At 72.6% G+C, this 14,658-nt stretch carries 12 protein-coding genes; 5 read left to right on the top strand and 7 right to left on the bottom strand.

The genetic code is table 11. The annotated features are described in order from the left end of the window. Positions 1 to 31: 31 nt before the first annotated feature. On the bottom strand, positions 32 to 1,033 hold the full coding sequence (locus ABH941_RS27550) for a ketopantoate reductase family protein (protein ID WP_370132224.1): 1,002 nt from the start codon (positions 1,031 to 1,033) through the stop codon (positions 32 to 34). A 151-nt stretch (positions 1,034 to 1,184) separates the two neighbouring features. Between ABH941_RS27550 and ABH941_RS27545 the strand changes: the two genes are divergently transcribed. Then, positions 1,185 to 1,703, top strand: a complete 519-nt coding sequence (locus ABH941_RS27545) for a PTS fructose transporter subunit IIA (protein WP_370132223.1) — start codon at positions 1,185 to 1,187, stop codon at positions 1,701 to 1,703. Here ABH941_RS27545 and ABH941_RS27540 read toward each other — a convergent pair. Further along, positions 1,682 to 2,218: an NUDIX domain-containing protein gene (locus ABH941_RS27540; protein WP_370132222.1), complete on the bottom strand. Its 537-nt coding sequence runs from the start codon at positions 2,216 to 2,218 to the stop codon at positions 1,682 to 1,684. The genes ABH941_RS27545 and ABH941_RS27540 overlap by 22 nt on opposite strands. A gap of 125 nt (positions 2,219 to 2,343) precedes the next feature. Between ABH941_RS27540 and ABH941_RS27535 the strand changes: the two genes are divergently transcribed. Next, a complete protein-coding gene (locus ABH941_RS27535) occupies positions 2,344 to 3,435 on the top strand; it encodes an O-antigen ligase family protein (protein WP_370132221.1) in 1,092 nt (363 codons plus the stop codon). Positions 3,436 to 3,465: 30 nt separating this feature from the next. Here the strand turns inward: ABH941_RS27535 and ABH941_RS27530 are convergent, their stop codons facing one another. Then, positions 3,466 to 4,044, bottom strand: a complete 579-nt coding sequence (locus ABH941_RS27530) for a nucleosidase (protein WP_370132220.1) — start codon at positions 4,042 to 4,044, stop codon at positions 3,466 to 3,468. Between the two features lie 81 nt (positions 4,045 to 4,125). Between ABH941_RS27530 and ABH941_RS27525 the strand changes: the two genes are divergently transcribed. Continuing rightward, the gene (locus ABH941_RS27525) at positions 4,126 to 4,809 is read left to right on the top strand and encodes an O-methyltransferase (protein ID WP_370132219.1); all 684 of its coding nucleotides are present in this window, start codon (positions 4,126 to 4,128) and stop codon (positions 4,807 to 4,809) included. A 36-nt stretch (positions 4,810 to 4,845) separates the two neighbouring features. Here the strand turns inward: ABH941_RS27525 and ABH941_RS27520 are convergent, their stop codons facing one another. Next, positions 4,846 to 5,727: a spermidine synthase gene (locus ABH941_RS27520; RefSeq protein WP_370132218.1), complete on the bottom strand. Its 882-nt coding sequence runs from the start codon at positions 5,725 to 5,727 to the stop codon at positions 4,846 to 4,848. A 148-nt stretch (positions 5,728 to 5,875) separates the two neighbouring features. Here ABH941_RS27520 and ABH941_RS27515 point away from each other — a divergent pair, with 148 nt between their 5' ends. Then, on the top strand, positions 5,876 to 6,823 hold the full coding sequence (locus ABH941_RS27515) for a polysaccharide deacetylase family protein (RefSeq protein ID WP_370132217.1): 948 nt from the start codon (positions 5,876 to 5,878) through the stop codon (positions 6,821 to 6,823). Positions 6,824 to 6,891: 68 nt separating this feature from the next. Here the strand turns inward: ABH941_RS27515 and ABH941_RS27510 are convergent, their stop codons facing one another. Further along, complete coding sequence (locus tag ABH941_RS27510) at positions 6,892 to 7,638, bottom strand: glutamate racemase (RefSeq protein WP_370132216.1); 747 nt, start codon at positions 7,636 to 7,638, stop codon at positions 6,892 to 6,894. Between the two features lie 79 nt (positions 7,639 to 7,717). On the opposite strand from ABH941_RS27510, the gene ABH941_RS27505 reads away from it, so the two are divergent. Then, the gene (locus tag ABH941_RS27505) at positions 7,718 to 8,881 is read left to right on the top strand and encodes a glycosyltransferase (protein WP_370132264.1); all 1,164 of its coding nucleotides are present in this window, start codon (positions 7,718 to 7,720) and stop codon (positions 8,879 to 8,881) included. A 161-nt stretch (positions 8,882 to 9,042) separates the two neighbouring features. Here the strand turns inward: ABH941_RS27505 and mshC are convergent, their stop codons facing one another. Both mshC and ABH941_RS27495 read right to left on the bottom strand, forming a co-directional pair. Further along, the gene (mshC, locus tag ABH941_RS27500) at positions 9,043 to 10,269 is read right to left on the bottom strand and encodes a cysteine--1-D-myo-inosityl 2-amino-2-deoxy-alpha-D-glucopyranoside ligase (protein ID WP_370132215.1); all 1,227 of its coding nucleotides are present in this window, start codon (positions 10,267 to 10,269) and stop codon (positions 9,043 to 9,045) included. Between the two features lie 117 nt (positions 10,270 to 10,386). Continuing rightward, on the bottom strand, positions 10,387 to 14,550 hold the full coding sequence (locus tag ABH941_RS27495; RefSeq protein WP_370132214.1) for a beta-galactosidase: 4,164 nt from the start codon (positions 14,548 to 14,550) through the stop codon (positions 10,387 to 10,389). Between the last annotated feature and the right edge of the window lie 108 nt (positions 14,551 to 14,658).

The raw sequence follows: 14,658 nt of genomic DNA, 5'->3' as shown, positions 1-14,658 counted from the left end.
AGGCGTGCCGCCGACCTGGATTGACGGTCCGTCAGCTCTCCTTGGCGATCAGTGCGGCGAGTTCGGCCGGGGTCGTCGAACCGGGTCCCCGTCCCAGCCTGGCGTCCCGGTCGGCCAGCCGTTGCAGCACGCTGTTCACCGGCGTGGCCAGGCCGTGGATCCGTCCGAGCAGCACGATCTCCCCGTTGAGGTAGTCGGCCTCGATGCTGCCGGCGCCCCGGGCCAGGCTCTGCCAGGAGGAGCCGCCCCCGCGGTTCACCCCGGGGACGGGCCGGTACCGCAGCCGGTCGCCGACCACCTCGGCCCGCTCCTGGTCGGTGGAGTAGCCGATCCCGGCGGCGTCGAGCACCCGCGTCCCCTCGGCCCCGGCGGCGTGGTGCAGTTCCAGCGCCTGGGCGCTCTCGATCGGTCCGGTGACCGCCTCCAGCGCGTTGGAGAGATTGCCGATCAGCTTTCCGTACTTCCAGCGCATCACGTCCTCGGAGACCGGCGCCAGGAACCTGCACGCCTCCAGGTCCGCAGCGATGCTCCGGGCGGTGTCGTCGGCGCCGTGCGGATAGCGGCCGAGGTGCAGGATGCCGGTGAGCGGGGAGCACTCGGCCCCGATCAGGCCCGGCTCCAGATGCGTGGCCGGCAGCCAGACGCACATCCCGTAGACCCGGCGGAAGCGGCGCAGCGCCAGCCGTTCGTTCTCGACCGCGTTCTGCGCGCAGACCAGCGGCAGCAGTTCCGCCGCGGTCCCGCCGCCCGCCACCGGGCGGTCCGCCCAGGCATCCAGCGCGGCCTGGGTGTCCTGGCTCTTGACGGCGAGCACCAGCACGTCGTCCGGCCGCAGCCGCACACCCTCGGGGCGGTCGGCTGACGGCACCGGCAGCACCACGGTGCCGTCCAGTGTCATCAGCGTCAGCCCCTGCTCGGCGAGGGCGCGGTAGTGCGCACCCCGTGCGACCAGCACGACCTCACGCCCGCCCTCGAACAGCCGTCCGCCGATGGCTCCGCCGACCGCACCCGCTCCGATGATGATGTAGCGCATGGGCCGACCCTTTCAGCTCAACTGTGCGGCGATCAAGGGCGCAGCCCGAGGACCCGACCGGCCCGACGACCGCACCGCCGCGCGCCGCGCCGGTTCGGCGGCCTCCACGTCCTAGCCTGGCGGAATCAGCACGGAGCCGAGGAGCAGCGACATGGGTGGCGAGGCACAGGTAGTGACGCTGCGGCCGGATCCGGCTCCGGAAGAGGAGGCGCACGGGCTGGAGACCGTACCGAGGCCGCTGCGGGTCCTGCCGCTGGCCGGTCTGGACCGGGTCGGCGTGGTGCTGGTGTCGCACAGCCGGGCCGTGGCCGAGGCCGTCGCGGCGATGGCGGCCGAACTGCTGGGCACCGGCGATCCCGCGCCGATCGCGACGGCCGGGAGCATGCCCGAGGACGGCCTCGGCACCGGGCCGGCCCTGGTGGCGGCAGCGGCCAGGGAGGTCGACCAGGGCATGGGCGTCGCGGTGATCGTCGACCTGGACGCATCCGTCGACACCGTGCGGGGCGTGCTCGCCGCCGCTGAGGCGCACGGACTGCCCTTCCCGGTGCGGCTCGCTGACGCCCCGTTCGTCGAGGGCGCGGTCGCCGCGGTGGCCACCGCCTCGGCGGGCGGTGACCTGTCCGCGGTGATCGAGTCGGCCGAGGACTGCTATGTGGTGCGCAAGCTCTGACCGGCCCGGTCGTCGGCCGCCGCGGACTCGGCCGCCGTCGCGTCGAAGCTGAAGTACGCCTCCGCCGCCCCGCTGAGGGCAATCTGCAGCCGCTGCCGTGCGCGCTCGTCGAAGCCCTCCGGCAGGGCGTCAGGATCGAACCAGCCGACCTCCACTGACTCGTCGTCATTCACCCTCGCCTCGCCGCCCACCGCACGGCAGAGAAAGGTCAGTTCCAGGTACTGCGCCTGGTCGCCGTTGGCGTGGACGATCGGCGGAGAGACCGTCACGCTGGTCAGGCGCTCGGGAACGGCGTGCACGCCGGTCTCCTCCTGGCACTCGCGCGCCGCCGCGTCGGCGGGCTGCTCGCCCGGGTCGATGATGCCGGTGATCAGAGCCCAGCGGCCGGTGTCCGAACGGCGTCCCAGCAGCACCCGCCGCTGCTCGTCCAGGACGACGGCGGTGACCCCGGCCATCCACAGCGGTGACTGTCCGACCTTGCTGCGCAGCTCGCTTACAAACTCTGGTATGGGCATGGGCCCGACCCTATCCGGCCGCCGGATCACCTTCGGCCATTGTCATGACCAGCGAATATTTGTGCGAAGGGGCGTCATTCGGCCAGGTCCGGTCTACCGTGGATCGACGGGAAACGGGGGCCGGCATGGGGGCTGCGAGCACATCGACGATCGGCACCCCCGACCTTGACGGTCCGTCGGGCGCCGCCTCCGACACAGCCGTGGACGTGATCGGCGGACTGCTGCTCACCGGCTGCGCGAGCTGGTCGCTCTACACCGCCAGCGGACGCGACGCCCATCCCGAGGGAGTCCTGCTCGGGCTGCTGGCCGTCGCCGCCGGATATGCGGCCGGACGCATCGCCGGCGCCGTCGCAGCCGTCGGCTCGCCCGCCGTGATCGCCCTCGCGGTGGGCGTGCTGGCGCTGGTCGCGCCGGGCGGACTGTCCGGCGACCCCGCCGCTCCCCCGCTGCACAACGCCGACGCCAACGGCGCGCTCATCGCCCTCGCCGTCGGCGCCGCATGCTGCGCGGCGCAGTCGGCCAGAACACCACCGGCAGCGGGATCCGCACCAGCCGGGACGCCGCGCCACGCGCGCCGTCTCCTCCGTCCGGCGTTCGCCCTCGCCCTGATCGCCTGCGCGCTGACCGCCGAGGCCGTGACGGCCGGCTCGACAGCTGCGGTCCTCGCCTGCCTCGGGACCCTGATCCTGGCCGTCGCGGTGCGGACGGCCAGGCGGCGGCTGCCCGCGCTGCTGCTGTTGGGGCTGTGCGCGGTGCTGGCCGGCGCCGCCCCGCTGCTGCTGGCCCGCTCGGGCACCGATCCGACGGCGAGCAGCGGCGGACTGCCGGTCTCCCAGCAGCGGGCGGCGCTGTGGCACGACGCGGTCCAGGAGGCCGGAAGGGCCCCGCTGCGCGGCGTCGGCCCCGGGCGGTTCGCCGAACTGAGCCCCGCCGCACAGGACTTCTCCACCCCCGGCGGCGCCTCCTCGGCGGCGCTGGAGGTCGCGGCGGAGCAGGGCGTGCCCGGACTGTGCCTGCTGGCCGCGTCCTACGGCTGGATGATGTGGACCCTGCGCCGCTCGCCGGGCTCCACCCCGGCGGCGCTGACCGCCGCCGGGGCGCTCACCGCGCTGGCGGCGGAGGCGGCGATCAGCCCGGTGCTCAGCTTCCCCGGCATCACCGCGGGCGCCGGCCTGCTGGTCGGCATGGCCACGGCCCGGCCGCTGGCCGAGCCGTAGGCGCCGTTGCCGTCGCCGTTGCCGTCAGGGTCAGAGGTTGTCGCGCGCCCAGAGCCCCAGGGCCTGGGCGCAGCCGTCCACGGACTCGCGCCAGGTGCGCGCCGCGCCTTCACCGGCCTCGTCGCTGACATGCTTGACCACCCGGACCGGGACGCCGGCCGCCAGCGCCGCGCTCGCCACCGCGTAGCCCTCCATGTCGACCAGATCGGCCCGTTCGGCGAGCCGCTGCCGGGCCGACTCCTCGGCGACGAACAGGTCGCCGGTGGCCAGCACCGGACGGGACGGTCCGGCTGCGTCCAGGGTCAGCGGGGGGCCGAAGGTCGCGCCGGTGAGCGTGCGCAGCACCTCGGTGTCCAGGTCGTGCTGGATCACCTCGCCGATCTCATGCGTCCCCTCCAGACCCGGTCGCAGGGCCCCCGCCGTCCCGAGGTTGACCACGGCGGCGGGCAGCGGCCCCCGGGCGAGCACGGTCGCCAGCGCGACGCTCGCATTCACCTTGCCCATGCCGGTCAGCAGCACCGGCAGCCCCCCGTCCAGGTGCGCCGCCTCCTCCGCGACGGCCACGACGAGCAGCGGGCGGGCAGGGTCGATCTCTCCTATGAGGCGCATGTCGTCCATGGTAGGGGCCCGCCGCGGCGGGTAGGTTGACGATCGGACGGCAGGTCAGCGGTGGGATCGGAAGGCAGCAGCATGAACGCGGGCGCGACGGACGAGCAGACATGGCGACATGTCGACAGCTACATCGACCGGACCCTGGGGCTCGGTGACCCGGTGCTGGACGCCGCGCTCAAGGCGAGCGACGCCGCCGGGCTGCCGCGGATCGCCGTGTCCGCGTCGCAGGGCGAGTTCCTCAGTCTGCTGGCGCGGCTGGTGGGGGCACGCCGGATCCTGGAGATCGGCACCCTGGGGGGCTACTCCACGATCTGCCTGGCCCGGGCCCTGCCGCAGGACGGGCGGCTGGTGACGCTGGAGTTCGACCCCAGGCATGCCGAGGTGGCCCGGGGCAACATCGCGGCGGCCGGTCTCGCGGACCGGGTCGAGGTGCGCGTCGGCCCGGCGCTGGACAGCCTGCCGCTGCTGCAGCAGGAGCGGTCGGCCCCATTCGACCTGGTCTTCATCGACGCCGACAAGGTCAACAGCGGCAACTACGTACGCTGGGCGCTGGAGCTGGGCCGCCCGGGGACCCTGATCATCGTCGACAACGTGGTGCGCGACGGCCATCTCGCGGACGTCGGGTCGGAGCAGCCGGAGATCAGGGGATCCCAGGAGGCGGTGGAGCTGATCGCCGCGGAACCGCGGCTCCGGGGCACCGTGCTGCAGACGGTGGGCGGCAAGGGGTACGACGGGTTCGCGCTGGCTCTGGTCGGCGAGTAGGCCGTCGGGTCGTCAGCGCGTAAGTCCGTCGGACCGTCAGGAGCCCAGGCTGAAGGCTCCGTCCGGCGGGGCCGGGGAGGGCGTCGCTGTCGCGTCGGTGACCGGTCGCGCGTCCCCCCGGAGCAGGTCGAGCCGGTCGCCGTGGACCACTCGGGCCGGGAAGGCGTCCGCCGCGGTACGGCGGGCCAGGTCGGCGACCGGGAACGGCTGCCGGCCGGCCAGGATCACCAGATTGCCGTAGCGGCGCCCGCGCAGCACCGAGGGCTCGGCGACCAGGCACACCTCGGGGAACACCTCGGCGACGGTCGCCAGCTGGGAGCGGGCGAAGTCCAGCGGCGAGCCGTCGGCGAGGTTCGCGGCGTAGAGGCCGTCCGCGCGCAGCACCCGCGCCGCCTCCCGGAGGAACTCCACCGAGGTGAGGTGCGCCGGGATGCGCGAGCCGCCGAACACGTCGGCGACCAGCAGATCCGCACAGCCGTCCGGGCTCGCGGCCAGGGCGGCGCGGGCGTCCGCGGCCTGGACCTCGATCCGGACCTCGGCGCCGCCGCGGGCCGGCGTCCAGGGCAGGTGCTCGCGCACCAGGGCGATCAGCGCCGCGTCCAGCTCGACCACCCGCTGGCGCGAACCGGGACGGGTCGCCGCCAGATAGCGGGGCAGGGTGAGCGCCCCGCCGCCGAGGTGCAGCGCGTCCAGCGGCCGTCCCGGCGGCGCGGCCAGGTCGGCGGCGTGGGCGAGCCGCTGCACATACTCGAACTCCAGGTGCAGCGGGTTGTCCAGGTCGACGTAGGACTGCGGCGCGTCGTCCATGGTGAGCAGCCAGCCCCTGGGCCGGTCCAGGTCGGGGAGCAGCCGCGCAGTGCCGAGGTCCACCCGGCGTTCGACCGGGCGGGGATCGGTTGGCTGGGCTTCGACGGTCATGCGGCTATTGTCGCCGGAAATCCGCCGGAAACTTGTTCCGGCCAGCGTACAACCTTCACCCCAGGGTGTGGGTCTTCCATACGTTGGGTGACATAGCCGCACCGGCCATCCCTCTCCGGTGCAGCTCGGCGCGACGGAAGGGAAGTCCGTGCGAGAGCCGAACCTCACCATCCTGCCCAGGTCGGTCGAGCGTCAGAGCCGCCAGGGCGCGGATCGGTCCCGTGGGCGCTCGGCGCGGCGCCTCGCCGTGCTGACCTTCCGCGAACTCGACGACCCCGGATCGTTCCGGGCCCAGGTGGAGCGGCTGCTGCGGACCGCCAGCCCGGTCTCACTGACCCAGGTCCAGGACACCCTGGCCGGGGGTCGGCCGCTGCCGCCGCACGCGGTGCTGCTCACCTTCGAGCACGGGCACCGCAGCGCGGCCACCACGGCACTGCCGGTACTGGCCGCGCGCCGGGTCCCCGCGGTGGCCTTCGTCGTCGCCGGACTGGTCGGCAGCGAGCGCCCCTACTGGTGGGACGAGGCGCGGCTGCTCATCGAGGAGGGCGGCTACAGCCGCCGGCTGCCGGGCCGCAGCCCCACCGGCGCGGTCGCCGCGATGGCGGCGCTGCCCGACCCGGACCGGCGCAGCTGCCTGGAGGAGCTGCGGGTGACGGCCCGTCGGGCCGTCCCCGGCCGCGCGCAGCTGACGGCGGACGACCTGCGGGCGCTGCGCGACGGCGGGATCGTGATCGGCAACCACTCGCTCGGGCACGCCCGGCTGGACCGGTGCGACGACTACGTCGTCCGCGAGGAGGTGGTCGGCGGACACCGGATCCTGACGGAGCTGCTCGGCGAGGAGCCGAGTGCGTTCGCGCATCCGCACGGGGTGGCCGATGGGCGCGCGGAGGCGCTGCTGCGGGGGTACGGGTACCGCAGTGCGTTCCTCGGCGACGATCAGCTGTTCGACCTGCGGGCGGTGGGGGCCGTTCGGCCGGATCCGCTGAGGATCAGCCGGCTCGGGGTGGATTCCGGGACGTCGCGGGGGATCTTTGACAGTGTGCTGGCGGGGTGGACTCCGGGGCTTAGGCGGCTGCGGGGGGCGGTTGCTGTTTAGCGGTGCGTGCGGCTCAGTTCGGGGCTGGGCGCGCAGTTCCCCGCGCCCCTAACGGCGCCTGCGGCGCCTTAAAGGGCGCGGCCCTCTGGGTAGGTGAGAGCTTCCGGGGGGAGTTCTTCCTTGCGGCCGGTGCGGAGGACCAGGAGGGTGCCGTTGCCCCGGGTGGCGACGGCGGCCGGGGCGGCGCGGCGGAGGGCCTGGCCGGCTACGGCCGGGGCGGAGCCGAAGAAGGTCGGGCCCGGGACGGCCGCGCGGATCAGGTCGTCCAGGAGTTCGTAGTGGGTGCAGCCGAGGACCAGGGACCGGGTGCCGAGCGGGGTCAGCGCGGCTGCCGCTGCCACGGCCTGCGCCACGGCGTCGGCGTCGGCCCGCTCCACGGCCTCGGCCAGACCCGGGCAGGGGATCTCGGCGACCTCGACGCCCGCCGCGAAGTCCCTGATCAGACCGCGCTGGTAGGCGCTCCCGGTGGTCGCCGGGGTGGCCCAGATCGCGACCGGCCCGCCGGCCGCCGCCGCGGGCTTGATCGCCGGGACGGTGCCGATGACCGGGATGTCCGGCTCCAGCTCCGCCCTGATCGCCTCCAGCGCGTGCACCGAGGCCGTGTTGCAGGCGACGATCAGCGCGTCCGGCTGCAGCTCGGCCGCCGCGCGGGCGCAGGCCAGCGCGTGCTCGGTGATACCGGCAGGGGTACGCGGCCCCCAGGGCATCCCGTCCGGGTCCGTGGACAGCACCAGGTCCGCGTCCGGACGCAGCCCCCGCAGCGCGGCGGCGGCGCTGAGCAGGCCCAGACCGGAGTCGATGAGTGCGATCTTCATAGGACTCGACCTTAGTGGATGACCGGTCGCCGCTGTGCGAGCCGGGCGGTGCGGCATACTCGCGCAGGTGACCGTGCTGATGTGGGTGTCCGTGGCGTCTCTGCTGGCCTGGCTGTGGCTGACCTTCGGTCAGGGCGGCTTCTGGCACACCGATGTGCGGCTACCGCCGCGCCCGGAGACGGCGGCCCGGCCCGAGGTGGCCATCGTGGTGCCGGCCCGGGACGAGGCCGAGGTGCTGCCGCTGAGCCTGCCGTCGCTGCTGGCACAGCAGTACCCGGGGACCGCGCGGGTGATCCTCGTCGACGACGGCAGCACGGACGGCACCGGCGAGCTGGCCCGCAAGCTCGCCGAGGCGCCCGGCTCGCTGCCGCTGACCGTCACCTCCCCCGGTGAGCCGCCGCAGGGCTGGACCGGGAAGCTGTGGGCGCTGCGGCACGGCGTCGAGCTGGCCGGGGACGTGGAGTACCTGCTGCTGACGGATGCCGACATCGCGCATGCGCCGGCCTCCCTGGACAGCCTGGTGGCCGCGGCCGAGGGGCCGACCGGGGGCGCGTACGACCTGGTCTCGCAGATGGCCCGGCTGCGCACCGAGACCCGCTGGGAGCGGCTGATCGTCCCGGCGTTCGTCTACTTCTTCGCCCAGCTGTACCCGTTCCGGTGGAGCAACCGGCCCGGGTCGCGCACCGCGGCCGCGGCCGGCGGCTGCACGCTGGTGCGGCGTGAGGCGCTGGAGCGGGCCGGCGGGGTCGCCGCGATCAGGGGCGCGGTGATCGACGACGTGAACCTGGCGAAGGCGGTGAAGCGCGGCGGCGGCCGGACCTGGCTGGGGCTGGGCGACCAGGTGGACAGCGTCCGCCCGTACCCGGAGTTCGGGCAGCTGTGGCGGATGGTCTCGCGCAGCGCCTACGCCCAGCTGCGGCACTCGGTGCTGCTGCTGATCGGAACGGTGCTGGGGCTCTCCCTGGTCTACCTGGTGCCGCCGGTGCTGACCGTGGTCGGGCTGACGACCGGGGATTCGCGCGTGGCCTCGGTGTCCGGCGCGGCCTGGGTACTGATGGCCTGCACCTACGTCCCCATGCTGCGCTACTACCGGCAGCCGCCGCTCGCCGCGCTGCTGCTGCCGTTCACGGCGCTGCTGTATCTGCTGATGACCGTGGACTCGGCGGTCCAGCACTGGCGCGGACGCGGCGCGGCCTGGAAGGGGCGGACGTATCCCGCGCCCTCCCGGAGCGAGGGGTTCTGAAGGGGCCCGGCTGCGGACCGTAGCGGGCTTGTCGCGCAGTTCCCCGCGCCCCCAGGTGGCTGCAACTTGCCCACAGTGGGGAACTTGCAACCCCATAGGGGCGCGGGGAACTGCGCGACAAACCGACTACGGTCCGCAGCCGAAAGCGGCCCGGAGATCCCTCAGAGCGCCACGCCCAGCAGTGCGTCCACGGTCCTGGACACCACACCCGGGGCTCCGGTGTCGTCGCCGCCCGCGGCGTCCTGCTTGGCGGCCCAGGCGTCGATCACGGCCAGGGCGCGCGGCGAGTTCAGGTCGTCGGCCAGGGCCTCGCGGACCTCGGCCAGGGTGGCCGCGGCGTCGGGGCCGTCGGGGCGGGAGACCGCGGCGCGCCAGCGGGCCAGCCGGTCCTGGGCGCGCAGCAGGTCGCTGTCGGTCCACTCCCAGTCGGAGCGGTAGTGGTGCGCCAGCAGCGCCAGCCGGATCGCGGCGGGATCCACCCCGTCCCGGCGCAGCTGGGAGACGAACACCAGGTTGCCGCGCGACTTGGACATCTTCTCGCCGTGCAGACCCACCATGCCGGCGTGGACGTAGGCGCGGGCGAAGGGGTGCGACTTGGTCAGTACCTGGGCGTGCGAGGCGCCCATCTCGTGGTGCGGGAAGGCGAGGTCGCTGCCGCCGCCCTGGATGTCGAACTCCATGCCGAGGTACTGCAGCGCGATGGCCACGCACTCGATGTGCCAGCCGGGCCGTCCGTGACCGATCTCGGTGTCCCAGGCGGGCTCGTCGGGCCGGGCCGCGAGCCACAGCATGGGGTCCAGCGGGTGCTTCTTGCCCGGGCGGTCCGGGTCGCCGCCGCGCTCGGCGAAGAAGCGCAGCATCTGCGCCTCGTCCAGCCGGGAGACCTCGCCGAAGTGCGGGTCGGACTCGACCGAGAAGTAGATGTCGCCGTCGAGGCGGTAGGCCGCGCCGGAGTCCAGCAGGTCCTTGATCAGCGGGACGATGGACGGGATGGCCTCGACCGCGCCGATGTAGTGCGCGGGGGGCAGCATCCGCAGAGCCGTCATGTCCTCACGGAACAGCGCGGTCTCGCGCTCGGCGAGCTCGGTCCAGTCCTGGCCGGTGGCGATGGCGCGCTCCAGCAGCGGGTCGTCGACGTCGGTGACGTTCTGGACGTACACCACGTCGTGGCCGGCGTCCCGCCAGACCCGCTGGATCAGGTCGAAGGCATTGTAGGTGGCCGCGTGGCCGAGGTGGGTGGCGTCGTACGGCGTGATCCCACAGACGTAGAGCCGGGCGGTCGGGCCCGGCTCTGAGGTCCGCACACCGGCTGCGGAGGTGTCGAAGATACGCAGGGGGCTCCCCTGACCGGGGAGCACGGGGACGTCGGTGGCGGGCCAGGCATACATACAGATGACTCTAACCGGCCGGATGTGATCTTCGCACCAGTGCCTCGGGCCCTGCGTGCGGGGTGGCGGGTGACCGGTCGCCCGCCTCCCCGCATTCGCGCTTCTGACCTGCTCAGGTCAGCTGCAGGCGACCTTGGCATCGGCCCAGTCGCCGTGGTCGTTGCCGTTGCCGTCCCCGCCGTCGCCGACCACCAGGTCGAGCAGTTGGGCGCCGGTGGTGTCGACGTCGATGGAGACCGTCGAGCCGCCCCCCTTGAGCACCGGGGTGGTCACCAGGTTGCGGCCGTCGGCCAGAACACTGAAGGTGACCGTCCCCGCGCTGCCGGCCTCGGCGTCGACGCCGACCGTGGCGGTGAAGCGGGTGCAGTGGCCGCCGAGGTAGATCCCGACGTCGCTGACCGCGTTGGTGCCCAGCCCGTAGGCGTAGACCTGGCCGCCGATGGTGATCGGCTTCCCGTCCCCGGCGGCCTGCTCACCGTTGCTGGTGTTGCGTTCCACCGGTCCCCAGCCGTTCGAGGAGGTGAAGAACGGCAGCGCGCTGACCTCGGTGTCGGCGGTGGGGGCCACCGGCACCGCACGCACGTTCCTGACGTCGGCGAGCTGCTGGGACCGGCCCTGCTGGCGGTACTCGGCCACCCCCGTGAGCTGTGAGAACGCGGGCAGGGTGCCCGTCGGCGAGGTGACCGTCCAGCTGCCGCTGAGCGAGCTTCCGGCGGCGACCTTCTTCGCGCTGACCGGACCGGACGGCTGGGCCGTCCAGCCGCTGGGCAGGGTCAGTCCCAGCTGGACCGTGCTGGCCGTCGGTGCTCCGGCCGGCACCGCGAAGATCGCGGTGACCGGGTAGGCCGTACCGGCGGCCGCGGTGTCCGGGGCGTCGAGGGTGACGGTGGCCTGGTGGGCCTTGGGCTGGGCGTAGGTGGCGGCGTCGTAACGGGGGCTGTCCACCGTCGCGGTCCGCAGCGAGGAGGCGGTACTGCCGAGGTTCACCAGGGAGACCGTGCCCAGTCCCCCGGTGCTGCCGTCGGTGTTCCAGACCGCGATGGCGATGGTGTTGGCGCCGTTCGCCTTGAGGATGCCGTTGGGGATCGGGAAGAGGTGCTGGGGACCCACGTCATTGACGTAGCGGCCGAGCTGCCACCCGTTGACGTAGATCAGCGCCCGGTAGTGGCGCGAGGCGTCATCGGTGATCTGCAGGCCCACTGAGGTGTCCTGGCCCTTGGGGAGGTTCAGCGTCGCCGTGGTGCGGTACCAGGAGACACCCGGAGTGGCGTCGCTGGTGGGCAGACTGACGGTGGGCCAGGTGCTGTCCTTGAAGCCGGGCAGGCTCGAGCCGGCCCGCTCGCCGTAGAGGCCGCCGGTGTTCATGGCGCCGCGCACCGGATCGACCAGGTTCTCGCCGCCGCTCGATCCCTGGATCCGCCAGCTGAGTGTGGTCAGCGGGGAGCCGGCGACGATCGCCCCGGTCAGCCCGCGCGCCTCCTTGTTGCTGTTGGCCTGGTTGTAGTCCTCGTTGTGGCCCATGTTCTCCACCAGCACCGAGAGTTCGTTGTCGGCGCCGGCCTTCAGCGCCCCGGCCGGGAAGGCGAAGGTCTGCGAGCTGGTGCCGCCGTTGTTGGGACTGGTGCTGCCCAGGAAGGCGCCGTTGAGCCAGACCGAGTAGACGCCCGCCTTGCCTGTGATCGCGGACAGGGTGATCCCGGTCGCGCCCGCCGAGCCCTTGAAGCGGCCCCGGTACCAGACGTCGCCGTGGTGGAATCCGTAGTCGTCGGCGAAGAGCACCGGCAGCGTCGCCGGGGTGGTGGTGCTGTTGGAGGTCGCCTTGTCGGCGACCTGCCAGGAGGAGTCGTCGAAGCCGGGCTGGGACTCCGGGGACTCCTGGGTGTGCTTCCAGTCGGTGAGCGCCGGCAGGGTGACGGCGGCCGCGCCGGGCAGGGTGCTCAGCTCGGAGCCGCTTCCGGTCGCCCTGGCCTGCAACCGCTTCCCGTTCCAGGTGATGGTGCCGGTGACGGCCGGGTCGGCGAAGACCTCGACCGGCTGGGCCGAGGCGCTGTCCCCGGTCAGGTCGAGCCGGCCGCGGCCGTTGGTACTGGCCACGGCGGTCCGCAGCAGGTCGCTGCCGTAGACCAGGACCGGTCCCGATGGGGTCTGCGCCTGCCAGAACTGCTCGGCGGTCTGGTCGGTGCCCAGCAGCAAGAGCAGCGGTCGCGCCCCGCCGGTGATCAGCACCCGGGCCAGCCCGTCATGGGTGTAGTTCAGCCGCAGGTCGCCGGTGCTCGCGTCCCAGCTGCTCTGCACGCTGCCGGAGAGGACCTGGACAATGGGCTGCTGCTGGTAGTTGAGGACGGTCTCGCCGTCCTGGCCCTGCCGCCCGTAGAGGACGGCCACGTCCCGGCCGCCGATCTCGGCCTGGGTCATGATCTCGGAGGTGGAGTACTGCAACTGAGACGCGCCGAGCTTGTAGTTGGCGACGACGGTCTTGGAGTCGCGTCCGGCGAAGGTCAGTTGGGTGCCCGGCTGCTGCGGGACGGTCGGGTAGTACCTGGCCCCGGGCGTGGGCAGGTCGACGGCGTCCACCGAGACGAAGGTGCCGCTGGCGGCAGCGTTCTTCTGACCGGTGGCCACGATCTTCAGGGTGTGGGCGCCGTCGCTGAGTCCGGAGGCCGCGTACTGGATCTGCTGGTTGGCGGTGCTCGCCGCGTAGCCGTCGACGGTGGCGACCTTGACTCCGTCCAGGTAGACGTCGGCCAGGCCGTGGTTGGCGGCCTTGGAGGCGATCCAGTGGATCGCGGTGCCGGTGAAGGGGATGCTGACGCTGTCGCCCGCGGTGTCGGTGAAGGACTCGGTCTTCTGATAGTCGCCGCCGGTGTAGCTCTGCTCGGAGCCGACGTGCGACCAACTCCCGGTGTACTGGAGCTGGGTGGCGGTGTCGTCGTAGGTGTAGCCGGCGTGCGCGCCGAGGTCGATCGCGATATGGGCGGAATCGGTGCTGGTCGCGGTCGAGTCGGCATGCCGCAGCACATGGAACTGGGTGCCGTCGTCGGGGTTGATCCGCGCGGTGTCGACGACGGCCGCGTTGTCGGTCGCAGCGGCGGCCAGGCTGTCGGTCCTGGTGATCGGCGTGACGCTCTGCAGGAAGTAGCCGATCAGCTTGTCCTGCTGGTACTTGGCGGTGAGCTGACGGTCCTCGGAGATGGCCGCGCCGTAGTCGTAGGAGGTGTAGACCTGGGAGGGGTCGGCCTGCCAGCCCCAGGAGGTGCCGCCGTAGGTCATGTAGAAGCTCTGGATCGTGGCGCCGACGGCGATGTTGTTCTTGTAGAAGACATCGGCGAAGTCTGCTCCGGTCAGCTGGCCGCACTTGGCGTAGCCCGGGCCGCCCCAGGGGTCGAACGAGCCGCCCTGGAACTCGGCGGTGTACAGCGGCTTTCCGGCGACATGGTCGTAGGAGATGTCGGGAACGCCCCTCCAGGACAGCGGGTTGGAGCAGTTGAAGCCCTGCGGGTAGGAGTCGGCGCCGTCGATGTCCAGGGCTCCCGCGCCGCTGTTGAAGGTGCCGTTGTTGTTGCCGGTCAGCGGAACGGTGATGCCGTCGGCGCGGGCCTTGCCCTCCAGATGGGTCATGTAGGCGCGACCGGCCGCGGAACCGTCGTAGAACTCGTTCTCGACCTGATAGGTGATCACGGTGCCGGTGCCGTTGGTGAGTTGGTGCCGGGCCAGGATCGGGTCGATCCGGCTGAGCCACTCGTCGGCGGCGGCGAGGTAGGCGGGGTCGGTGCTGCGGTCCTTGCCGGGCAGCGTGTCCAGCCAGGCCGGGAAGCCGCCGCTGTCGACCTCGGCGTTGATGTACGGGCCGGGCCGGGCGATGACGTAGATGCCGACCTGGGCGGCCAGGTCGAGCAGGTGGTCCACGTCCCGCACTCCGGAGAAGTCGTAGACCCCCTGCTTGGGCGAGTGGTAGGCCCAGTCGAAGTAGATCGACACGGCGTTGAAGCCGGCCGCCTTCATCTTCTGCAGCACGTCCAGCCAGAGCGACGGGCTGGGCAGCCGGCTGTAGTGGAACTCGCCGGACCAGATGTAGGTCCGCTTGCCGTCGATCATCAGCGAGTAGCCGTCGTAGGTGACGGTGTGGGGGGTGGGGGACTTCACGGCAGCGGTCTGTAATGCAGTGGTGGCCGCAACTGCGGGCGCGGCAGCGTGGGCTGCGGTGGGGAGGCTGAGTCCGGCGGTGGCGGCGGCGAGCGCTGCGGCCACGGCGACGAGGGTTCTGGAGGTGCGACGAGGCATCAACTGCTCCAGCTGGGGTCGAAGGTTCGCGGGTGGCAGAACGTTCCGAACCCAACGGAGTAGAGCAGTAACTCACAGAGAGCGTCAATAAATCTTTCAGAATCACCC

Source organism: Streptacidiphilus sp. EB103A, from assembly GCF_041261405.1.
Taxonomy (GTDB): Bacteria; Actinomycetota; Actinomycetes; order Streptomycetales; family Streptomycetaceae; genus Streptacidiphilus.
This window is presented reverse-complemented; position numbering and strand designations above follow the sequence as displayed.

Coding starts and splice junctions, on each gene's coding strand:
- ABH941_RS27525 (WP_370132219.1), top strand. CDS start 4,126: ATGAACGCGGGCGCGACGGACGAGCAGACATGGCGACATGTCGACAGC.
- ABH941_RS27510 (WP_370132216.1), bottom strand. CDS start 7,638: ATGAAGATCGCACTCATCGACTCCGGTCTGGGCCTGCTCAGCGCCGCC.
- ABH941_RS27545 (WP_370132223.1), top strand. CDS start 1,185: ATGGGTGGCGAGGCACAGGTAGTGACGCTGCGGCCGGATCCGGCTCCG.
- ABH941_RS27535 (WP_370132221.1), top strand. CDS start 2,344: ATGGGGGCTGCGAGCACATCGACGATCGGCACCCCCGACCTTGACGGT.
- ABH941_RS27550 (WP_370132224.1), bottom strand. CDS start 1,033: ATGCGCTACATCATCATCGGAGCGGGTGCGGTCGGCGGAGCCATCGGC.
- ABH941_RS27505 (WP_370132264.1), top strand. CDS start 7,718: ATGTGGGTGTCCGTGGCGTCTCTGCTGGCCTGGCTGTGGCTGACCTTC.
- ABH941_RS27530 (WP_370132220.1), bottom strand. CDS start 4,044: ATGCGCCTCATAGGAGAGATCGACCCTGCCCGCCCGCTGCTCGTCGTG.
- ABH941_RS27495 (WP_370132214.1), bottom strand. CDS start 14,550: ATGCCTCGTCGCACCTCCAGAACCCTCGTCGCCGTGGCCGCAGCGCTC.
- ABH941_RS27520 (WP_370132218.1), bottom strand. CDS start 5,727: ATGACCGTCGAAGCCCAGCCAACCGATCCCCGCCCGGTCGAACGCCGG.
- ABH941_RS27540 (WP_370132222.1), bottom strand. CDS start 2,218: ATGCCCATACCAGAGTTTGTAAGCGAGCTGCGCAGCAAGGTCGGACAG.
- mshC (WP_370132215.1), bottom strand. CDS start 10,269: ATGTATGCCTGGCCCGCCACCGACGTCCCCGTGCTCCCCGGTCAGGGG.